Annotated in this window: 23 protein-coding genes; 15 read left to right on the top strand and 8 right to left on the bottom strand. The window is 49.7% G+C overall.

Annotated elements, in window-relative coordinates; translation table 11 throughout:
* The first annotated feature begins 52 nt into the window (after positions 1 to 52).
* Entirely contained in the window at positions 53 to 373 is a 321-nt protein-coding gene (locus tag NSQ24_RS15015) for an iron-sulfur cluster biosynthesis family protein (protein ID WP_003385694.1), read from the top strand.
* Between the two features lie 2 nt (positions 374 to 375).
* On the opposite strand, the gene NSQ24_RS15010 is transcribed toward NSQ24_RS15015, so the two are convergent.
* Positions 376 to 825, bottom strand: a complete 450-nt coding sequence (locus NSQ24_RS15010) for a DUF441 domain-containing protein (RefSeq protein WP_024984090.1) — start codon at positions 823 to 825, stop codon at positions 376 to 378.
* Between the two features lie 122 nt (positions 826 to 947).
* The gene (locus NSQ24_RS15005) at positions 948 to 1,256 is read right to left on the bottom strand and encodes a YfhH family protein (RefSeq protein WP_024984089.1); all 309 of its coding nucleotides are present in this window, start codon (positions 1,254 to 1,256) and stop codon (positions 948 to 950) included.
* 162 nt (positions 1,257 to 1,418) lie between these two features.
* Between NSQ24_RS15005 and NSQ24_RS15000 the strand changes: the two genes are divergently transcribed.
* On the top strand, positions 1,419 to 2,183 hold the full coding sequence (locus tag NSQ24_RS15000; protein ID WP_122958330.1) for a glucose 1-dehydrogenase: 765 nt from the start codon (positions 1,419 to 1,421) through the stop codon (positions 2,181 to 2,183).
* Between the two features lie 320 nt (positions 2,184 to 2,503).
* On the opposite strand, the gene NSQ24_RS14995 is transcribed toward NSQ24_RS15000, so the two are convergent.
* From NSQ24_RS14995 to NSQ24_RS14980, 4 genes are all read right to left on the bottom strand, one after another.
* Positions 2,504 to 3,142, bottom strand: a complete 639-nt coding sequence (locus NSQ24_RS14995) for a cell wall hydrolase (protein WP_227277632.1) — start codon at positions 3,140 to 3,142, stop codon at positions 2,504 to 2,506.
* 116 nt (positions 3,143 to 3,258) lie between these two features.
* Positions 3,259 to 3,819, bottom strand: coding sequence for a hypothetical protein (locus NSQ24_RS14990; RefSeq protein WP_003385689.1), 561 nt, complete (start codon positions 3,817 to 3,819; stop codon positions 3,259 to 3,261).
* Positions 3,820 to 3,825: 6 nt separating this feature from the next.
* Positions 3,826 to 4,605: a hypothetical protein gene (locus NSQ24_RS14985; RefSeq protein ID WP_003385688.1), complete on the bottom strand. Its 780-nt coding sequence runs from the start codon at positions 4,603 to 4,605 to the stop codon at positions 3,826 to 3,828.
* Positions 4,606 to 4,712: 107 nt separating this feature from the next.
* Entirely contained in the window at positions 4,713 to 5,411 is a 699-nt protein-coding gene (locus NSQ24_RS14980; protein ID WP_003385687.1) for a peptidylprolyl isomerase, read from the bottom strand.
* A gap of 247 nt (positions 5,412 to 5,658) precedes the next feature.
* On the opposite strand from NSQ24_RS14980, the gene NSQ24_RS14975 reads away from it, so the two are divergent.
* The gene (locus tag NSQ24_RS14975) at positions 5,659 to 7,104 is read left to right on the top strand and encodes an IS1182 family transposase (RefSeq protein WP_024985259.1); all 1,446 of its coding nucleotides are present in this window, start codon (positions 5,659 to 5,661) and stop codon (positions 7,102 to 7,104) included.
* Between the two features lie 31 nt (positions 7,105 to 7,135).
* Here NSQ24_RS14975 and NSQ24_RS14970 read toward each other — a convergent pair whose 3' ends face one another.
* On the bottom strand, positions 7,136 to 7,495 hold the full coding sequence (locus NSQ24_RS14970) for a response regulator (protein WP_122958329.1): 360 nt from the start codon (positions 7,493 to 7,495) through the stop codon (positions 7,136 to 7,138).
* Positions 7,496 to 7,646: 151 nt separating this feature from the next.
* Between NSQ24_RS14970 and NSQ24_RS14965 the strand changes: the two genes are divergently transcribed.
* From NSQ24_RS14965 to ltrA, 10 genes are all read left to right on the top strand, one after another.
* Complete coding sequence (locus NSQ24_RS14965; RefSeq protein WP_227277619.1) at positions 7,647 to 8,795, top strand: PLP-dependent aspartate aminotransferase family protein; 1,149 nt, start codon at positions 7,647 to 7,649, stop codon at positions 8,793 to 8,795.
* A 172-nt stretch (positions 8,796 to 8,967) separates the two neighbouring features.
* Positions 8,968 to 9,531 carry a sigma-70 family RNA polymerase sigma factor gene (locus NSQ24_RS14960; protein WP_003385684.1) on the top strand — a complete coding sequence of 188 codons (564 nt, stop codon included), beginning with the start codon at positions 8,968 to 8,970 and terminating at the stop codon, positions 9,529 to 9,531.
* The gene (locus NSQ24_RS14955) at positions 9,528 to 10,604 is read left to right on the top strand and encodes a PD40 domain-containing protein (protein WP_003385683.1); all 1,077 of its coding nucleotides are present in this window, start codon (positions 9,528 to 9,530) and stop codon (positions 10,602 to 10,604) included. Before NSQ24_RS14960 ends, NSQ24_RS14955 begins: the two co-directional genes overlap by 4 nt.
* Positions 10,605 to 10,622: 18 nt before the next feature.
* Positions 10,623 to 12,878: a hypothetical protein gene (locus NSQ24_RS14950; protein ID WP_031932870.1), complete on the top strand. Its 2,256-nt coding sequence runs from the start codon at positions 10,623 to 10,625 to the stop codon at positions 12,876 to 12,878.
* Complete coding sequence (locus NSQ24_RS14945; RefSeq protein WP_338463445.1) at positions 12,871 to 13,800, top strand: ABC transporter ATP-binding protein; 930 nt, start codon at positions 12,871 to 12,873, stop codon at positions 13,798 to 13,800. Before NSQ24_RS14950 ends, NSQ24_RS14945 begins: the two co-directional genes overlap by 8 nt.
* Positions 13,797 to 14,645, top strand: coding sequence for an ABC transporter permease subunit (locus NSQ24_RS14940; RefSeq protein WP_035979656.1), 849 nt, complete (start codon positions 13,797 to 13,799; stop codon positions 14,643 to 14,645). Before NSQ24_RS14945 ends, NSQ24_RS14940 begins: the two co-directional genes overlap by 4 nt.
* Before the next feature lie 44 nt (positions 14,646 to 14,689).
* Positions 14,690 to 14,860: a hypothetical protein gene (locus NSQ24_RS14935; RefSeq protein WP_003385677.1), complete on the top strand. Its 171-nt coding sequence runs from the start codon at positions 14,690 to 14,692 to the stop codon at positions 14,858 to 14,860.
* A gap of 120 nt (positions 14,861 to 14,980) precedes the next feature.
* A complete protein-coding gene (locus tag NSQ24_RS14930) occupies positions 14,981 to 16,411 on the top strand; it encodes an ATP-binding protein (protein ID WP_039070988.1) in 1,431 nt (476 codons plus the stop codon).
* Between the two features lie 77 nt (positions 16,412 to 16,488).
* Positions 16,489 to 16,791, top strand: a complete 303-nt coding sequence (locus NSQ24_RS14925) for a DUF1292 domain-containing protein (protein ID WP_003385675.1) — start codon at positions 16,489 to 16,491, stop codon at positions 16,789 to 16,791.
* A 608-nt stretch (positions 16,792 to 17,399) separates the two neighbouring features.
* Positions 17,400 to 18,665 (top strand): group II intron reverse transcriptase/maturase, encoded by a 1,266-nt coding sequence (ltrA, locus tag NSQ24_RS14920; protein WP_024985202.1) that lies wholly within the window; start codon positions 17,400 to 17,402, stop codon positions 18,663 to 18,665.
* A gap of 70 nt (positions 18,666 to 18,735) precedes the next feature.
* On the opposite strand, the gene NSQ24_RS14915 is transcribed toward ltrA, so the two are convergent.
* Positions 18,736 to 19,113: a general stress protein gene (locus tag NSQ24_RS14915; RefSeq protein ID WP_003385674.1), complete on the bottom strand. Its 378-nt coding sequence runs from the start codon at positions 19,111 to 19,113 to the stop codon at positions 18,736 to 18,738.
* 221 nt (positions 19,114 to 19,334) lie between these two features.
* Between NSQ24_RS14915 and NSQ24_RS14910 the strand changes: the two genes are divergently transcribed.
* Complete coding sequence (locus NSQ24_RS14910; RefSeq protein WP_339166125.1) at positions 19,335 to 20,186, top strand: hypothetical protein; 852 nt, start codon at positions 19,335 to 19,337, stop codon at positions 20,184 to 20,186.
* A gap of 34 nt (positions 20,187 to 20,220) precedes the next feature.
* The gene (locus NSQ24_RS14905) at positions 20,221 to 21,348 is read left to right on the top strand and encodes an Rv1355c family protein (protein WP_039070989.1); all 1,128 of its coding nucleotides are present in this window, start codon (positions 20,221 to 20,223) and stop codon (positions 21,346 to 21,348) included.
* Positions 21,349 to 21,520: the final 172 nt, after the last annotated feature.

The following is a 21,520-nucleotide window of genomic DNA, read 5'->3' as shown; positions in this document are numbered from 1 at the left end:
GGAAGAGATGATGCATCAACAACAAAGCCGAACCCGGGAGTGGTGAGCACAGATGAAGATAACAGCAACACAGACAGCAATCGCGATTCTGCGTCCTATGGCCGCAGAGAGGGGGCAAGCAGTACGGATCAATGGAGAATTGGTGGGAGGCTGCGGGATGACCGTCGAATATGGCTTGTTTTGGGATGACCCCGCCCCAAGTGACCAGATAACCGAAGAAGCAGGTGTAACCTTCCTGTTGGACGCAGAGACAGTGGATTACATCGGGAGTGATTCGCTCGTTGTCGATTATCGGGAGCAGCAGGGGTTCCGACTGGTAACCCCTGAGCAAATTGTCGCCTATGGGCTGCGTGTCAAAGGAAGATGGGAGTAAGATTACTTGGGGAAGAATTGCAAAATGAAGGCGAGCATACCCGCCGCGATAAGTGGACCGACCGGTACACCGCGAAAAAACGTCACGCCAATGATCGTACCTAGCAGAATGCCGGTCACGACCAATGGATTTGCTGTCATCAGGGTGACTCCTCTGCCTCCCAAATAGGCAACGAATATCCCGACAAAAACGGCGACAATCGACTGCCAGTGGGTGAAAATAGAGAGGATGGTCTGCGGGCTGATCTTTCCGCTTGCCAGTGGCGCCAAGACGCCGATGGTCAACACGATGATGCCGATCTGTAAGCCATACTGTTCCAGGAAGGGAAAGGCCTTCTCAACATGGAGCAGCCTGACCAGAAGCAATACAGCGACGGCGATGGAGACAGCGGAGTTATTTCCGAGAATGCCCATGGCAAGCAGGGCTAGCAGCATCAGATTAATAATGTCCATGTTTACAAATACTCTCTTTCTTTTTGCCCCTATTATACCCGAGTAAAGCGGAGTCGTGGCAATCTTTTCATGAGAAAAGCCGGTCTTGTATCTGCCAAGACCGGCTTTCATACATACACCAGCTATACCCACAACTCCAGCATTCCGACAGGGAAACCGACAGCCTCGGGTGAATCGGGAAATTTCCCCCAGGCAAACACGCCATTGAAATACTCAATCGTAAATGGTTGATCGTGCTCATGGACGCGATAGGTTCCGCCGATCCGAAATTCATCGGTCCCGATGTAATACGATTTGGCCATAAAAAACTTTTGGCGATAGATGGCCAATTGCGACGAGTCGCCGAGTTGCTTATTTTCTTCGATCAAGAGGCGCAGACGCTCCATCTCTTCCTGCAGCTCAGCCAAGGTCATTTGACTTAACAATCGCACGCCGACGACCTCCTTTCCATGCCTTCCATTGTAACAGGAAACAGGGGAATTGACTATGTACGGCGAATGCTAAACGAGGTCGGCAAAGCACTTATAGGATAGAAAGACCAGGTATAGAGGATAAAGTCAGCAAAATTCAGCACGAAGAGGAGGATGAGGAACTTGAACCGATTTGATGTAACAGGAAAAACGGCGGTCGTAACCGGAGCAGGCAGAGGCATTGGCAAAGCGTTGGCGCTGGGATTGGCCGAAGCAGGGGCGAAGGTGGCTTGCGTAGCTCGCACAGAGACGGATATCCGCGAAGTGGTACGGGAGATCCAACAGATGGGTGGTACAGCTTTTGCGATCCAGGCAGACCTGACAGAGGACGCGGCTCCGGAGATAGTAGCTGCTTCGGTGATGGAAAAATGGGGTCGCTGGGACATCTTGATCAACAACGCCGGCATGAACATCCGCAAACAAGCGCTAGACGTATCAACGGAGGACTGGGACAAGGTCGTTGATCTTAATCTGAAAAGCACATTTCGCATGTGCCAGGCCGCAGGCAGAATCATGTGTGAGCAGAGGTACGGACGCATTGTCAATATTGCCTCGGTAGCGGGGCTGGTCGCCTTGCGGACGGGAGTAGCCTACGGTGCGAGCAAATCCGGGGTAATTCATATGACAAGGGTTCTTGCCTTGGAATGGAGCAAGTACGGCGTCAACATAAATGCGATCGCTCCCTGGTATTTTCGGACTCCGCTTACAGAAAAGCTCCTGGATGATCCAGCATTTCTGCAGGAAGTGCTGAGCCGTACTCCGAGCGGACGGATCGGAAATGCAGAGGATTTGGTCGGGCCGGCGATTTTCCTTGCTTCCGATGCTGCTGCATACATATCCGGCCAGACAATTGCAGTTGATGGAGGGATGTCCGTTTACGGGTTCTAGACAGAACCCTCTTTTTTTGCAAAAAAAAACAGCACTCCCAAGGGGAATGCCAAGTTTTGGGGGCGATTGAGAAAAATGTCGATTGGCCCAAAAGAAGCTGCTTTGCTCTCACCCAAAGCAACGATCTTCATCCGGCATTTTCACAGTAGGCATAACTAGATAATCAAGAGACCTAATCATGCGTACTGTGAGAAATCGTGAACTTTTCTCAATGCGTTGAAAAAGTGCTTACGTATAGAAATGTAACAGAAAAAGGTTAACTGTTGATAAAATAAAAATAAAGTAATATTAAATTTAATTCACAAATCTGATGTCCGGCCTTATCGGGCAAACACATGATTCTTGATACGGAGCGTTGGCGTTCTGGACCAGATCCAATCCGACGTTGCCGTTTTTGGATTGAAAAAGTAAAGAGCTCCCCCAGAAGGATCCCGTCCGTTGACCGCATCGCTCACAGCCTTTCTCGCCGTCTCATTCGTTTTTTGTGATAAACGGCCGTTTTGTACGGGCGAGAATGCATTGCGGGCAAAAATGACCTCTCGAACCGTGTTTGGGAATTGAGGAGACTCTACCCGATTCAACACGACCGCGGCGATGGCCACTTGTCCCTCATACGGTTCTCCCCGGCCTTCCGCGTAAACCAACCGGGCTAACAGTTCCATATCTCGTTTCGAGATTCTTGCTTTTCCGTTTCGAATAGCGATCCGCTGATCGTCTCGACTCGCTCGAACGGATGTGCGTTCTTCTTTTGCAATGCGAGGTTTTGAACCATTCCGTGAAGATTGCTTGTCCGCCACCTCGGCTTTCGCTGGCTGCATGTCACCCTTCAACGGCAGAGAGGGTCCCCACTTGATAATCTGGGGGGCAGTTGCGTTCGTCGGGGTGACAAACAAACAAAGCAACAATAAAACAAAGCTGTTTAGAAAGAAGAAAAAGCGCATTCGCGCTTCTCGTGTCATCACGATCAAAACCACTCCTTTTCGCTTTTTGCTCGTGTGTCGCGGAAGCGAATCAGGTCATGTGCCAGTTTACCTGTGGATTGGAAGTGGTTCAATAGGAGATTGGTTCCATAGAACTATTTACTAATTGCTGATTGGCGTGCTGCAAGCCGGACCAAGATGAGGGAATACAAACAGCAGAAGATAAAAATCAGCTGCGGGATAAAGAGAAGCGCAACTATTCCGTCGACCGAATGGGGGAGGAGCGGCGAGGTAAACGCCACTGCCAGAAACGCATATAACAGTATTTTTTGAGCCCCTTCGAGCTTCTGGGCAAAGTCGAGGGAGCCTTGCATTTTGGCGACGGAACAGATCGCCTGGTACATGGTGTAGATTATCAGGAAATGAAATATGGTTTGAATGCTTTCGAGAAAAGGTGTCAAGGGATAAGAAAGTATCGGTTTTCCCTCTTCGCTCCCGGGGAGAATGACTGTCAAGGCTACCCGATAAATGACGGACAGGACCGTCATAAACATGGCCGTACGGAAGCGGAGATGTAGCGAGACCAAGGCTCGGAATCCGAGAAAGAGCAGCACGTAACCGATGAAGTCAGGCAACAGATCAATCCCTTGCACACGGAAGGATATCAAGAGAAAAAGCAAGCCCCACCATATTTGCAAATACGCTTTTCGATACACGACGGGTTATCTTCCTTTCCGGATGGCTTGGAGTAGTTGATCGCGATCGCTTCTGGCGCGGAATGGCACTTCCTCTACGAATTCAGTGCCATCAGAAGTTCGGAAGTGCAGATGTATCGTTCCGGCGAAGCTCACACCGTCCTCAGATACTACGCGATAAGAAACCTTGAGCGGCTCCCCTTTCGAGAAAGAGAGTGTCTTGCCCTTTTCCCACAGGGAGTCATTGATCGAAACTTCCAAATCTTTTGCGGATACGGCGGCGGGCAGGAAGGTTACATTTGTAAGCAGTGCATCTTTTGCAAATCGGGAAGTGGCGCTGCCCTCATTTTCCGAGCCTCTGCTGTGATAACCGCTTAATACTGTTGAAGGCTCTCCTTCCCGCTCTTCATCCAGATAAAGCTCACCGATGTCGACCATCTGCGAGGAGCCATCCGAAAAAGTGACCTCCAGCTCTGTTATTTTCTTAGGAATGTCGGATTCGTTTGGAATGATAAATTGAACTCCGCGATAGCTCACATAATTGTCTAGATGATAATTGCCGTCACCGCCGGAGGCGCGGATCGCCGAAGGAAAACCGGGTACAACAATGCTTCGCACCTCTCGGGGGTCATTCGTATTTTTGACGAAGGATAGATTCCATACATATCCTTCATTGAAGAGGGGCAGGCGCTCGTAGTGGCGCAGTATATACAGTTCACTGAGGGTTTTGTGCTCGTACCAAGCGATACTCAGAACCCACATGACAAGCCAGATGGCACTGGCTGCAAAGATTGTCTTTTTCTTCATCCATGTACACCTCAAAAGAAATAGACGCTCGGGATTGGTAAAAGTTTCAAAAGAAAAGCCGCCGGTTTTAACCGACGGCTCCGGTTTTAACCGACGGCTTCGATGCATTATTTTTCTTCGATCGTAATGGTTTTGATGGTAACGGGTTGCTCCGGTACGCTTTGCTCGTTGATGAGCGGGTTTGCTTTTACTTTGACGGCGGCGATTTTGTGGACTACATCCATGCCGCTTACGACCTTGCCAAAGATGGTGTAGTTAGGCGAGTTGTTCAGTCCCTCGACATCCTTCCCTGATCCGATGAAGAATTGGCTGCCGTTTGTGTTGGGGCCGACATTGGCCATCGCGACGATGCCTTCTTCATATTTGTGGCCGTTGTTGAGTTCATCCTCAAAGTTGTACCCAGGGCCGCCGGTTCCATCGCCTTTCGGGTCGCCGGTCTGGATCATGAAGTCTTTGATCACGCGGTGGAAGGTCAGGTTGTCGTAGAACTTGTCCTTCGCCAGGAAAACAAAGTTGTTGACTGTTTTGGGAGCGTCTTTGGCAAACAACTCCACCGTAAAATCTCCCAAAGAGGTCGATACTTTTGCAGTATACTTCTTGTTCGTGTCGATCGACATGGCTGGGTATTCCTTATATTTTCCCGGAGGCGCCGGCTGAGCCGGGGTCTTGTCCTTTTCTTTCGGCTGTTCTTGAGTCGGTTGATTATTTGTATTTTCCGGAGAGGTAGACTCGTTATTGGAACTACAGCCGATCAAGAGTCCGATTGAGAGCACAATCGTGAAGATAGCCAGTAAGGATTTCTTCATCTAGTCATCCATCCTTTCGTAATATCCTTGATTCACAACACACATTATCATACACTTCACCATCTCGTCAAAATGCGGCAGGGATATGGAAAAGTTGAGGAAACTTATGAAGAAAGAAAAAAATCCTCTCGTGCAAGAGAGGATAGCAGCCTGTAGACAAAGTTCCGTAAGGAACAGGGTCTGCAGGCTTTTTTGTTGAATATAGAACATGTTACGTTTTCAAAAGTTATTTTTTAGAGGTGGCATTATGCTTAATAAGCAAGAGGCCGAAGGGCGTTATCAGATATCTGCATTCTCGCTAGATGAGTTGGTGCCAGAAGATCATCTCGTAAGAAAAATTGAAAATGCAATCGACTTTTCGTTCATCTATGACTTGGTGGAAAGCCTCTACTGTCATGACAATGGCAGACCCAGTGTTGACCCTGTAGTCTTAGTTAAAATTGCTTTCATCCAATATATTTTTGGAATTCGTTCCATGCGACAAACGATTAAAGAGATCGAAACCAATGTTGCCTATCGGTGGTTTATTGGCTATGATTTCAGTCAGCCCATTCCCCATTTCACGACCCTAGGCAAGAACTATGTTCGCCGTTTTCGGGATACTCAACTCTTCGAGTCGATCTTCCTTCGAATATTGGAGGAGGCGGTTCATCATGGATTCGTGAAGCCTGATGTGCTTTTCATTGATGCTACGCATGTAAAAGCCAGTGCGAATAAGCATAAATACGTGAAAGAAATCGTTGAAGAACAAGCGAAGAAATATCAAGAGCTGCTGGACGAAGAAATCAATCAGGATCGTATTGCACATGGAAAGAAGCCCCTTGAAAAAAAGACAGAAACTTCGAAGAAGGAGGTGAAAGTCAGCACAACTGACCCGGATTGCGGATTGTTTGTAAAAGGGGAAAAGGAACGTGTATTTGCTTATAGTTTTCATACAGCATGTGATCGAAATGGATTTGTGCTTGGTGCCAAGGTAACGCCAGGCAATGTGCATGACAGTCAGGTTTTTGAGGATGTTTTGAATCAAGTGCGAAAGACGTTTGCACAGCCTCAAGCTGTGGCAGTGGACTCGGGATACAAGACGCCTTACATCAGTAAAACACTCCTTGATGACCAGATTCGCCCCGTTATGCCCTACACAAGACCACGCACCAAAGAAGGTTTTTTTAAAAAGCACGAATATGTGTATGATGAATATTTCGACTGCTACATCTGCCCGAACGAGCAAATCTTAACATATGAGACAACAAACAAGGATGGGTACCGTATCTATCGATCAAATTCTCAAGTTTGCCGAAGTTGTCCGTTCTTGAAACAATGCACGGAAAGTAAAGACTACACAAAGAGAGTGAGTCGCCACATCTGGGCTGATTACCTCGAAGAGGTAGACCACCTCCGGCATACCGAGGAAAACAAACAAATCTATAGCAAACGGAAAGAAACGATTGAACGTGTATTCGCTGATATGAAGGAAAAGCATGGCATGCGTTGGACGACCTTACGAGGACTGGAGAAGGTCACGATGCAGGCGATGCTTGTTTTCGCTGCCATGAACTTGAAAAAAATGGCGACCTGGCTATGGAAATCAGGTCGCCAAAAGGTGAACGATCAAAACACCTTCGGTATTTTCATCAAATTATTAAACAAACTCCCTCTGCTGTTCGTTCAGCGAGGGAGTTTGTCTGCAACCTGAAATCCTCTCGTGCAAGAGAGGATAGAGCATGCTAGCCGATCACTTTTTTTATCGCTTCATGAACCCTGTCAGGATGAAATGGCTTTACGACAAAGTCTTTTGCCCCTGCCTGAATCGCAGCGACGACCATGTGCTGCTGACCCATCGCGGAGCACATGATCACTTTTGCTCCCGGATCAATCTGCTTGATTCCCTTTACAGCGTCAATGCCTTCCATTACCGGCATGGTAATATCCATCGTCACCAAATCCGGTCTCAATTGGTTATATTTTTCAATGGCTTCCTGACCATTCTCGGCTTGTCCGATGACCTCGTGCCCGCCCTTTTGCAAAATATCAGTCAGTTGCTTCCTCATAAACGCTGCGTCGTCAACCACTAAAATCTTAGCCATGTATTGTTCTCTCCTTGCTTCTTGGTGTACAGGGACTATATACCCATTCGCTCGCAGGACTAAACCTGCGCAACGTTGAAGGATCGTCACTTGATCGACAGAGGTAGGCACATGATATAATGTTAGGAAATGTGACATTGGAGGGGTTAGCGTGGCAGACCGCTTTGAAACCAAAACCGTACATATTGGACACGAACCGCTGAGACAGGTAAAAGGGAAAGCTACTCCCATCTACCAGACGTCTGTTTTCGCTTTCTCGAGTCTGGAGGATGTTGAGCGATATTATGCCGGAGAAGGGGAGTTCTTGTATACACGAAATGGAAACCCGAACCAGCATGAGCTGGCGGATACTGTGGCCCGCCTGGAGGAGGCAGAAGCGGGAGTCAGTGCTGCTTCTGGAATGGGAGCGATTATGGCTGGTCTGCTTTCTGTCCTGGGACCGGGGGACCATGTGCTTGCCTCTCATGAGATTTACGGAGGCACTTATCATCTGCTGTTTCACGAATTGGCCAAACTCGGAATATCTGCGGAGGGCATTGATCTGAATCGTCTTGATTCGCTCGACAAGCATATCCGTTCCAACACCAAGCTGTTTTTCATGGAAACGATCACGAATCCTTTGCTGACGGTTGTCGATATGCCCTATTGGATTCAGCAAGCAAAAAGCTACGGTCTGACGGTCATGGTCGACAATACGTTCGCGACCCCCTATCTGGTGCAGCCAACGCTCTTCGGAGCTGATCTGGTAGTGCACTCGGCAACCAAATACATTGGGGGTCACAGCGATGTAACGGCTGGTGTTCTGGTCGGGTCGAAAGAACTGATTGAGCGTGCCCGACAAGTGATAGTCAACTACGGGGCGTCTCTCAGTCCGTTTGAAGCCTGGCTGACCGCGCGGGGACTCAAAACATTGGCGCTTCGCATGGAAAAACAATGTGACAATGCCAGCAGGGTCGCTCAATTTCTCAAGGACCATCCGGCTGTAAAAGAGACGTTTTACCCGGACGCGGAACACACCGCCTTCTTCGTCCGTCCAAAGCAGGGGGCGATGGTTTCATTTACGCTTGCCAATGAGAGCCGGGTGTACGATTTTTATCGTTCCTTGCGTTGGATCAAGCTCGCTCCTTCGCTGGCTGGCGTGGAGACAAGTGTCTCTCATCCAGTAACGACCTCGCATCGGGCCTTGTCAGAGGAGCAGCGTTCCGCAAGCGGAATCACCATGGGGCTGGTCCGTTTGTCGGTAGGGATTGAGGCGGCAGAAGATATCATGGAAGAGCTTAATCGGGCATTGTTGACATGATTTTCCAACACCTTACCTTTTTTAACAATTTTTTTCGCCAAATCCTGTAACATTTTACCCATTTGAAACGTAGTACTTTGATGTAGTCCAAAAGGGGGAAAGCTCCTGCAATGTCGATTTTTTGTACCCAATTTTGTACCCAAGATTCGTCTTGCAGCGGGTGACGAACAGTATGGAGATGGCGATTAAGCGATCGGAAGGGCCGTCCACCGAGTCATCAAATCAATATTTTGAAGCGCGCGATTTTAGCGAACTGTACGATGAGTACTTTGACCGGGTAAACCGCTATCTTCGCTGCCGAGTCCGGAATTCTTGGGACGCGGATGACTTGACCACGACGGTCTTTTTAAAAGCGCTAGAAAAATTTGAACAATACAGCAGAACCAGTCCCTTTGCATCCTGGATTTTTCGGATTGCCCACAACACGTATGTCGATTTTATGCGAAAAAACAGGGAAGTGCCGGTGGATCAGGAAATGTTTGTGGGAGCGGAAGCAGATGAGACGTGGCAGCCGGAGCGGTTGACACTGTTGAATGAAGATATTCGCATGCTTCGGGACCGTCTGGAATTATTGACGCAGGACCAGCGGGATGTGCTGACGCTGCGCTATTTTGCCGACTTGAAAATCAGCCAAGTGGCAGAAGTGTTGGGGAAAACGGAATCAAGCGTAAAAATGATCTCCTATCGGGCTTTGCATCAGCTCCAGAGGATGTACGAAAGGGGAGACAACCAATGAGAGACCAAGAGCGCTTCCCCAACGACGGTTATGACGAAGGTACCATTGCACAGCTTCTCTCCCACCTTCAGGAACTTAGACGGGCAGTACCGGTTAACTATATGCTCAAAGAAAAGTTGAAAAAGCAATTGCTTCAACGGATACAAGAGCTAGAGCAGGAACGGAAACGAGCGCAGACGAGCCAGAAAAGCGGCAAAGCCCGCCGTCTGCTGCTGGTGACAAGCGGCGGCCTTCTGTTGCTGCTTCTTGCTGTATGCTTCGGTATGTGGGGAGACAATACTCCGTCGGTGCGTCACTACTCGGTGATGACGCTCGCCACCGATGGGACGGAGCCGCTGGTTGACCTGAATGCGGATGGTACCGTTGTTGCCTACGTGGAAGACAAGAGGGTTGTCAAGACAAGAGAGCCGGATCATTCGCAGTCACAAGGGACCCTTGTCCTTTCCGATGGCGGCGGTGAGTATACGGCAGTAGCCTGGTCAAATCGCGGAAAACAACTGGCTGTTGTGGAACAGGCAGAAGAGTTTTCGCGTTTGTGGATTGTCAGCTTGGCAGATGAGAATCGTCCTTCGAGCAAACGGCTCCTGAAAGAAGAAAAAGGCGTTGTACTCGGAGCTCCAAGCTGGTCGCAATACGATGAAAGCATCGCCTATACGCGGCAGACGAGCGATGGAACCGAGGAGATTTGGGTCAGCAGCACCGTAGCCATGCAAGACTGGAAGCTGGTCGAGGGAACGCAGCCGGAGTGGTCGCCTGACGGAAGGTTATTGGCTTTTGTAAAACAGGACACCGTCCACGTTATGGAAGTACGGTCGGGGGCGGTCACAAAGCTGGAGGCAGGCGTATGGCCATCATGGAATAATGACGACAGCCTTACATTTACCACACCGGACGGAAAAATGAAGCAAGCCCAGATGAGTCAAGACCCGCCTGAGATACGGATTGTTCCCATTCGAAGATTAGGGGATGGCGCATTGGTCAAGGCTCAGTGGTCCAGCGACCGCAACCACCTGCTTTTGACTCAAAAGCAAAAGGGTGAGACGAAGACCATAATTTCAATTGCGTCACGATGACGAGCGGAGGATAGAGGCATGAAATGGAAATGGCTGCTCGCTTTGATAGTGCTTTGTCTGGGGGCAGCAGCTGCACCCGCAGCTGCAGAAGGGAACTACGAGATAACCGTTAATGTCCCTCTTGATGGCATTGTCAAATACGATTCCTGGATGAGGCTGGAGGTAGCGGTAACAAGCAGAGACAAGCCTTTTTCCGGGACGGTAGAATTGCGAAAAGATCCTTACAGGCAGCAAAGCCGCAAGGTCATACTGAAACAGCCCTTGACCTTGCAAGAGGGAGAGAAGAAACAGATTTTTTTCGATCTCCCGGCCGAAATGATGATGAACGACTGGAAGCTGCACCTGGTCGAGAATGGCAGGACGGTGAAAAGTGAAAAAGTACGATTGCCCTACCCCAGAGACGGTATCATCATAGGCGTGTTGCACTCCGGCGACAGCGCCTTTCACTTTTTGGCAATGAACCAACCTGGTCCCGGTGTCAGGGCGCCTTATATCGTCCACAATTTGTCACCCGAGCTGATGCCTGAGGTGCCGTGGCAATATAACAACCTGGATATTTTGGCGCTAGGTGGAAATGACGTTTCGGCCCTTGGAGACAAGCAAGTAGAGGCGATCAAACTCTGGGTCAAGCAAGGCGGGGTTCTCATTTTTTCGGCAGGACCGGATCAACCGAGGGTATCGGAGAGATTCTCGGACCTCCTTTCCTTGAAATCACACGAGCATGGAAAAATATCAGCAACGGAAGGTCTCCGTCCATACCTTTCGGAAAAAATCATACCTTCTCTTGACATCCCTGTTTACGATGAGCGTCAGCCTTTATTCGTCTCTCGGAAAATGGGCGAAGGGTTATTTCTGTTTGTCAATTACGATGTTTCACAAGAACCGTTGGCATCTTGGCAATACAACGCACAGCTCTGGCAAAACGTCTTTCAACAACACGGCATTCAGAACACCTTGTCAAATAATATGTACTTTGACCAGCTTGGGCGTCCGTCTTTGGAACTGAGCAGACAGATTCCGCAGGTAAGAACGCCTGACCCGGTCATGATGGCCGGATTATGGGTGCTGTATGTGCTCATCGTCGCTCCCGTTTTGTATTGGTTCTTGAAACGCAAAGAAAAACGACAATGGGCCTGGGCCATCATTCCAGGGGCGGCTGTCTTGCTCAGTACAGGGATATTTTATCTGGGCAAGCCTATGGTCGTATCGGAAGACGTCAGCTATGCCGTGACAAAGGTTCGTTTGCTGGATAAAGAGGCGGCGGAGGCGATGACCGCTTCTTCTTTCCTGGTCGTAAGCGGCGGGAATTTTGACGTCGATACCAAACCGGGAACCGTGGCGGTACCGCTGTCTGTCGGACGAAATGATTACGAGCCGGAAGGGATGGTCGCGGAAGGGAAAAACAGTGGTGACAGCATTCTGACGTTTCAGAATGTCCCGTATCTGACCCCCCGGCAAACGGTAGGATTCAGCATGCTGCGCGATACAGGACAAATCGAGACCCATCTCCGGGTAACAGGAGACCGCATCACGGGCAGCATCAAAAACGATACCGTGTTTTCGCTTGAACAAACGTATCTGGAGGTTGGGTTTCAGCGCATCCCGATAGGAAGCCTGAAAAAGGGGGAGGGAAAGAATATCGATGTAAAGCTGGAGTCTCTGTACATTCCTCGTCAAACATTTTCCGAGGGTGAAGAGACGCCGGAACAACGCGTTCGCCGCATGCAGGATGATGTCCTGGCATATGGCAGTGGCAACACGATCCGAATCAAGGGTATCAATCAGGAGCCGCTTTCTCCTTTCACGCTGAAGCTTCCCCATCGGGACCATCACTGGAATGTCATCGCGCAAAATGTTCAGCTCGAACCGGATGCAAATGGCTACATCACATATCCATTCGGGATGCTGCGTGTCGATATCCACGAAGTAAAAGGCGATTTCGATTCCAACAGTGATGGTCTCTGGGAGCTGTCCAAAGGCAGTGCAACCTTTGCCCTGCAATTGGGCGAGGCCCTGCAGACAGCGGTTCAATTGACCGTGCCTCTCGACCACAGCATGTTTCGTCCCTTCGAAAAAGAGGTCTTCCATCAAAAGAGCGGCAAGTGGATGCCGCTGCCAAGGGATAAACGGCTTATGCTTGAGAAGGAGCTTCGTGAGTACCTTACCCCCGATGGATCGATTCTGATCCGCTTCTCAAATCCGGGAGAGCAACGCCTGGCATTGCCGATGCCGTATTTCCAGGTGGAGGGAAAGGAGCGCAAGCAAAATGATTGAGACCATTCACCTAAGCAAGAGCTATGGCAAGGTGCAAGCACTCATCGATCTCCAGCTACGGATCGAGCAAGGAAAGGTATTCGGGTTTATTGGCCCAAATGGGGCGGGGAAATCCACGACGATGATGATCCTTTCGACATTGCTGGAGCCAACCGAAGGCGAGGCGTTCGTCTGCGGTTACGATGTGCGGAAGGAACCGGCTGAGGTCCGCCAGTCACTCGGCTACATGCCCGACTTTTTTGGCGTGTATGACAATTTGACAGCTGTCGAGTACCTTGATTTTTACGCAGGTGCCTTCAAAATAGCTCCGCAAAAAAGAAGCTCGCTGATCGCAGACCTGCTGGAGCTGGTGAATTTGTCGGACAAAGCGGAAGCCTATGTTGACTCTCTGTCCCGCGGAATGCAGCAGCGGCTCAGTCTGGCTCGATGCCTGATCCATGACCCGCAGGTGCTGATTCTGGATGAGCCGGCATCCGGTCTGGACCCCCGGGCGCGAATCGAGCTCAGGGAAATTTTAAAGCAGCTACGCTGTATGGGGAAAACGATCCTGATCAGCTCGCACATTCTGCCAGAGCTGGCTGAGCTTTGTGATGACATCGGAATTATCGAAAAAGGCCGATTAATCGCTTGCGGCGGATTGGATGAAGTGAGCATTCGGGCGCGCGGAGTGACACTGATGATGGTGAAAACACTCAGAAATCACCATCGGGCAGCGCTTATCTTGGCCGAAAACATGTTTGTGGAAGATTTGGAGGAAAACATGGACGGTTTTCGGTTTCGTTTCATCGGAAGCGACCATCAGAAAGCGGAGCTGCTGCAAAAACTGATCGAGGCAGAGGTAGCCGTGTCGTACTTCGGTGAGTCCAGTGAGAATCTGGAGGCTGTCTTCCTCGCCATCACGGAAGGAGTGGCGGGAAGATGAAGTCGTCATCATTAAATCCGATCATCGTCAAAGAGCTGCGTGAACGTTTTCGCTCCAAAAAAACAGTTTGGACATTGGCACTGTTTTTGTTGATCATGGGAGGGATTCCGCTTGGCTTTTTGATCGTCAATCCGATCAAAGCCGGAAGCCTCGGGCAAAACAAAGACCTGTTCGTCATCTCGGCAGCCCTTCACTACGCCATGATCTGCTTCGTGGCGCCGGCCTTGACGGCGGGCGCGGTAAGCGGCGAGAGAGAGCGGCAGACACTGAACATCCTGCTGACCACTCAACTGTCGCCGAGGACGATTATTTGGAGCAAGCTGTTTACTTCGCTTGCCTTCACATCCTTGCTCGTGATTGCATCCATGCCTCTGTACAGTATCGTCATGCTGTACGGCAGCGTATCCCCGGAACAGCTCCTGACACTGGCTCTGTTCTTCGGTGTAAACATCATGTTCCTCGGATCGCTCGGGCTTTTTTGTTCCACCTGGATCAAGCGGACGGCAGTCAGCACGATCATCGCGTACGGCATTGCATTCTTTTTTGTCGTGGTAACTGGTCTGCTCTTCCTCTTTCTCGGAGAGATTCTGATTCAACTGACCCCTGATCGGTCGCTCCAGCAGGAAGTGTGGGGCAGGCCGGAGCTTCAATACCTTGCCGGGATCAATCCGGTGATCGTGCTGTTCGCCATACTGGGCGAGACAGTACTGCCTACTATTCGCTTCGATTTCACCCCTTGGCTGTTTTTTTCGTGCTTCTATTTGGTACTGAGCATTTTGCTTGTCTTGTGGAGCGCATATCTCTTGAGGCCGATCCGGCGAAAATGGTGGAGTTGGAAGAAGTAGAACATTCATGTACAATAGGTTCATAGAAAAAGGGGGAATACGCGGTGAGTGATCAGGACATTCAGATTATCGATTTTGAAGAAATGCTCCGCTTCGTGGAACGCCGCCTGGCCGAGGCCGGGAAGTACGTGCAGCGGGATGCGATCATTATGATCCTTCAAGCAGAAGAAGCGTTTTTGATGGAAAAAGGAGTCATTCAAGAAGTGAAAGAATAGCAATAGGGCAGCCTGCTTTGAGTAGGCTGCCTTTCTTTTTCGGAAAAAAAAAGAGGATACAGGAAAAAAATGGCGAATACATGACCCATCTGAACATTGTTATAAAGGAGTGCTTTCCGGTTGCAAGCGCAAGAGAGGGATGGAAAGCAGGCGATCGATCTGTATCGGGATGAACTGCGCCGGACCATACAAAATGTACATAATCTGATTTTCAAGTACAAGCGCGGCGAAGATGGGTCTTTCATTTTTACGTTGTCAGAAGGTAAGCTGGCCAGGGATTTTGGGCTAACGACTGAATCAATCGGCCAAAAAAAGCTGCAAGAGATCTTGTTGACCTGTAACGAGGAAAAAATACTCCCTTTGTATGAACGGGCTTATGCAGGTCAAATTGTCGAATACGAAGCCTCGATCGGCGATCGGATATTTACAACGACATTGGCGCCGATTACGGATTCTGGCGACGTCGTAGAAGTAGTTGGTTCGCTTACAGAGATTACTGAGCGAAAGCAAATGGAACGAGAATTGAAAGAAACGGAAGAACTGTACCGCAGTCTTGTAGAAGACACGCTGGTGGGCGTATACATCGCCTATGTGAACGAACCCGGCTTTGTCTACGTAAATCCGTATATGGCGGATATGTTTGGGTATACTCAGGAAGAGCTGATGAAGCTGGGAATGGACGAAGTCATCCTGCCAGTAGAAACAGCCGATGAAAAAACAAACAGCCACGAGAATACCAGCCACTCAATGCGTTATCCCTTTCGCGGATTGCGAAAGGATGGGAGCACAGTTGAGCTGGAAGTGCTGCAAAAAACAACGGTGTACAAAGGGCTTCCGGCAGTGATCGGCATTTTGCTTGATGTAACCGAAAGAAAACAGGCCGAGGAAATGCTGCGAAAGTCGGAGATGCTCTCCATTATCGGGCAACTCGCTGCCGGTGTCGCTCATGAGATTCGCAATCCGCTTACCTCGTTGAAAGGCTTCCTCCACCTATTGCAATCCCGCTATGAAGACAAGCCGAAATACTACGACATCATGCTCTCTGAGCTAAACCGGATTGAGCATATCGTGAGCGAGTTTCTCGTCTTGGCCAAACCTCACAACGTTGTCTTTAATCTCCATGACATCCGTCCCATGCTGGAGCAGATCATCCTGCTCGCGGAAACGCACGCGATTATGCACGATGTACAAATTGTCACGAAATATGATGCAGACCTGCCCCCGGTTCGCTGCGAAGAAAATCAGTTGAAGCAAGTATTTCTCAATCTGTTGAAAAACGCGATCGAGGCGATGCCTGACGGTGGAGAGGTGCATGTAGAGGTGGAGCGCGAGGACAATGTTGTAGTGGTCCGTTTCCGCGATCACGGCTGTGGCATACCGGAGGATCGATTGCCAAAGCTTGGCGAGCCCTTTTTTACGACGAAGGAAAAAGGAACGGGGCTGGGTCTGATGGTCAGCTATAAAATTATCAACAGCCTGGGCGGAAAAATCACGGTCAAGAGCAAGGAACGGGAAGGAAGCACGTTTGAGGTGAGGCTGCCTGTTGTCTAAGCTTATTTGCTTCCTGAGGAAAAAACCGGTATGATGGGAAGGAAGTAGCCAATTTCATCAATAAGGACGTGAACACATTGACCGCTGAGGAAAAAGACCTGGAACTGGGTGACGTCATCACGCTTGACGACGAAAACGGAGAGCCTTTGGGCGATTTCGAAGTCATCGCAATGTTCGAATTGAACGGGAAAGAGTACGTAGCCCTTACAGAAGCTGTCGAAGACGAGGATAGCGACGAGGATTTGGAAGAGGAAGTTGACATTTTCGTATTTCAAATAGACGGTGGCGAAATGGTACCGCTGGAAGAAAACGAGGAAGATGCCGTTTACAATAAGCTGAACGAAGTGCTTGAAGGCATCGAATTGATCGAGAACGAATAAGAAAGAAATGTACAAAAAGACCGCTGCATATACGAGCAGCGGTCTTTTTGTTGGTGCGCCCAGCATGGGCGATAGCTATAGGGTGAAAGTCCCGAACGGGGGTTGGCTGTACCAACCGTTAGCTCAAGGCAAGGGTGTCGACCGCGAGGTCGAATCTGAAGGAAGCCGGCGGCAAAATCCCGACCTGAGGTACACGAACCCAATTTGAGGCTGTTGTATCCGGGCGAGTCTGCCAAACAAGACAAAGCCCCATACAGCCAAGGGATACAGTAGTAAACTTGGGCAGGTACATGGGATGAAAGTTATCGTTCTTACCTGGGGAGGTCTGCATGAAACGCCTTCAACTGTTGGTAACCGTCTCCGTAAGGAGACGCTGAACATGCAGAAGTCAGCAGAGGCCATAGTACCCGAGTAGAGGACGCTTGAATGGGGAAGGGCCGAACATCAAGTCAGCATGCGATCCATGTCTTTTGATACGGTACGTCGAAGCAGAATTCTGTCAAGGAACTACTTTTGAAGAGCAGGGGTGAAGCCCCGAGGGTACAAAAGAGGGCTGAGTATCGTACAGCAAGCACGGAGTCCGCATGTGCGAAGGAAGGAACATCATTATGGATTTGCTGGAAAAAGTCTTATCACGGGAAAACTTACGGATGGCACTCCAACGAGTGGAGGAAAACAAAGGTGTCGGTGGAGTCGATGGTGTTTCAACCGAACAACTACGCGATTATCTACGTGAACACTGGCAAGCCATCCGCGAGAAGATGGAAAGGGGAACCTATAGACCTTCACCTGTTCGCAGAGTCGAAATCCCGAAACCTGACGGTGGTGTAAGGTTATTAGGCATTCCCACCGTGGTAGACCGCTTTATTCAGCAGGCCATCCTCCAAGTGTTAACGCCGATCTTCGACCCCACCTTCTCGGAATCTAGCTATGGGTTCCGTCCAAAACGTAGCGCTCACATGGCAGTAAGGAAAGCGCAAGCGTATATCTCCGAAGGATATCGTTTCGTGGTGGACATCGATCTAGAGAAATTCTTTGATCGCGTAAATCATGATATTCTAATGAGCCGTGTGGCTCGAAAAGTTCAGGACAAGAGAATTTTAAGACTGATTCGTTCCTACTTGAATGCGGGGATCATGATAAATGGCGTCTGTACAACATCAAGTGAAGGAACACCGCAAGGTGGGCCGTTAAGCCCACTTTTGGCAAATATCCTACTTGATGATTTGGACAAGGAACTCGAAAAGAGAGGCCACCGTTTCTGCCGCTACGCAGACGATTGTAATATCTACGTGAAAACAAAACGGGCAGGGGAACGAGTAAAGAAGAGTATTCAAAACCACTTGGAGAAGGTACTAAGGCTAAAAGTAAATGAGGAGAAAAGCGCGATAGACCGACCATGGAAACGAAAATTCTTGGGCTTTAGTTTTACCTTTGCAAAACAGACAAGGATTCGCATCCACCCCAAATCCCTCCTCAAGCTAAAAGAGAAAATCCGCACGATCACGAATCCGGTGTGGAGCATCTCGATGGAGAAGCGGATTGAAAGAATAAATCAGTACCTCATGGGCTGGATTGGATATTTCGCCCTTGCAGACGCGAAGGGCATTCTACAATCCATTGAGGAATGGACAAGGCGCAGGCTCCGTCTTTGTTTGTGGATGCAGTGGAAACGCGTGAGAACCAGATATCGAGAACTTCGTTCTCTTGGCATATCTCACGTAAAAGCCATTGAAATTGCAAATACCCGCAAGGGTGCATGGCGTACCACAAAATCTCCGCATATACACAAAGCCCTCGGCATTGCCTACTGGCAACAACAAGGGCTGAAAAGCTTAGTGCAACGATATTCTCAAATTCGTCAAGCTTGGTGAACCGCCGTATACCGAACGGTACGTACGGTGGTGTGAGAGGACGGGGGTTAGTCGCCCCCTCCTACTCGATCTAATCGTTCATTTTGATGATGTTGTCCTTCAGATCGCGAACGACCAGCAGGCAGGTGTAATCGGTCTCTTGCAATTCCCGAACTAGCGCGGAAGCCTCATCCTTTGTCAAACCCAGCTTTTCGAGACGTGTCCGCAATTCTTCCCCGCCATTGTCGAAAAAGTGAGCCTTGCTGTCAATATTTCCAACTGCGCTCTCAAAATGAGTACTGTACTTGTAGTAATTGTCACGCTGATTGGAGTGATTTTTGTCCGGATTCCATTTGAGTACCCAGATATCGTCCTTGTGATAGCCGGAAGCATTCAGAGCCTGTATATCGGAGGCCAGCTCCTGGTCATAACGGTGAAATTTCACGAAAGGTTTCGTTGCGCTGATCAAGGAAGTTCCCCCTTTTTGCCTGCGGTTTTCGCTCATTCGTAGCTTGCCCATAACGATGAAAAACATCGTTTGGAAAATCGTAGATAGATTTGGAGGAAAACGGAAATTTCTGTAGAACCATGTAATCAGGTAATTATTCCCATGCGACAGACGCGAGCTATCCCATCACGCCTTCCGAACCCGTCGTCTGGCAGGGAAGATGACAGGAGGAAGTTGTCACAATGCCAACGCCACATTCATTCTCTGTAACCGCCAAGCATGTGCCTCTACGTACCAGTCCTTACTCCGTGTTTCCCCTAAAACGATTTCAGCATCCCGATTCGTTCGCTTCCGTCCAGCTGAATCAGCTCTACCACTCACTGTCAAAACCATTGATGGAGAGGCCGGACGATGTCCTGAACAGCCGCCTGTATTACTGGGCAAGTCCGACACAGGCAGATGCGTCGGCGTGGTCACAGGTGCAGGATATTATCAGCTTCAGTTACAACTACCGGTATCTGAGCGATCCTACGCAATATGTTCCGATCGGTTACGAAGTAGATGACAAGTCGCAAGTTTTTACTGTCCAACAGGATTTGGGAAATGACTCTGTTGTTTTGGCCACGGCCCGGGCAGTCGTGGGATCAGAGCTTGATTGCTACGACTTATTTGAAGGGGTAGAGAGGAGGGAGAAGGCGGTAGAATTTGTCCGCTTTTCCTTCCATCCCATCCTGGATATGTTTCCCAAGGATCCGAATGCGACTATGTTCAAAATCCTTCAACTGCACAAACGATATATTTTTCGCATGCTTCTCTCCACGATGGTGGACTTCGCCCAAAGGGCCGAATGGGGGACGATGTTTATTATTCTCCCGCCCCATGTAAAGAAGTATATGGCGGAATCTGGATTCGGTCTGATTCCGGTTCCATTCGCGTTGCCAAGTGAGGCCAAAGAGTATGACGAGATGCGAAATACATTTTCAAAGTACTGGAAGCCGGGTGCTCCCGTGGAAGAGCAGCCCGCTCTGTACACTGTTTCGCCGCAAGTGGAGCCCTTTAAAAAAGAGCTGAATGGATACAAGATCATTTTGTAATCAGGACAAGTCGTCTGAAAGCGGGGGATTATGCATGCATTCATTCCATGATTGGCACCCGGGAACGAAGCAAGAGGAAACGGGATTCGTTTGGCGTCCGGAGTTTTTTCGCTTGTCACGAATCGAAGACCAGCATCGTGTAAGCGAGCTGATGGAGACGGAACGTCCGGAAGTCATTGATCGTCTGCGTCCCCAATTGCAGGAGATGATCAAGGCGAAACATGCAGGGATACGCTTTTCGCCCGAGGAGCTGTCTGCCGCGGTGGACGAGTACCTCGGCTCCACACCCATCTCTTTTCATGGGGTATGGGTGTATTATCCGTGGAGGAATAAGCTGGTTCACTTGCTGGACGAAGAGGATTTCATTTTTGTGCGGACCAATCGGAACCGCAACAAAATAACGGCGGAGGAGCAAAAGCGGCTCTCTGAAAAAAGCATCGGCGTTATCGGGCTGTCTGTCGGTCAATCGATCGCCCTGACTTTGGCGATGGAAAGAAGCTGCGGTGAAATCCGGATCGCCGATTTTGATACATTGGAGCTTTCCAATTTAAACCGCATCCGGGCCGGTGTCTTCCAGCTCGGGCTGCCCAAGTGGGTGATTACGGCGAGGGAAATTGCGGAAATTGACCCATATCTGCGGGTAGTTTGCTATCCGGAAGGTATTACAGAAGAAAATATCGAACGCTTCTTATGGGATGGCGGCAAATTGGATATTCTCGTAGATGAGTGCGACAGCCTCAATATTAAAATTCTCGCCAGGGAGAAAGCGCGGCTGCATGGAATACCAGTCGTCATGGATACGAGCGACCGCGGATTATTGGACGTCGAACGCTTTGATCTGGAGCCGGACCGCCCCATCCTTCACGGATTGGCGGAAGGTTTGGATTACAGCCGGCTGCAGGGGTTGTCCGACCAGGAGAAGATTCCCGCCGTTTTGAAAATCGTCGGTTATGAAACGATGTCTGAACGGCTCAAGGCGTCTTTGCAGGAGGTGGGGAAGAGCATTATGACCTGGCCCCAGCTTGCCTCGTCTGTTTCTCTGGGAGCCGCAGTGGGCGCAGATGTTTGCCGCAGAATCTCGTTGGGGCAATTTACCGGTTCTGGCCGGTACTTCGTCGATATGGAGGAAATCGTTTCCGACAGGCAGGAGAATCTTGTGTAGGCTTTTGCAAAAAAACATGTCACCAGCCATCTCGCGCAGCGTGAGATGGCTTTCTGTTGCGCCAAATGGATCGCAAGCACCCGCGGAACCACTCTATTCGCGATGACTCGTCAGCAGTTACCGTTTTGAATGGTGAGAGTTTGCTGGCAGCATTGTCGGCAAAAGCGAGCCG

The organism is Brevibacillus sp. FSL L8-0520, from assembly GCF_037963895.1.
GTDB lineage: Bacteria > Bacillota > Bacilli > Brevibacillales > Brevibacillaceae > Brevibacillus > Brevibacillus borstelensis.
This window is presented reverse-complemented; position numbering and strand designations above follow the sequence as displayed.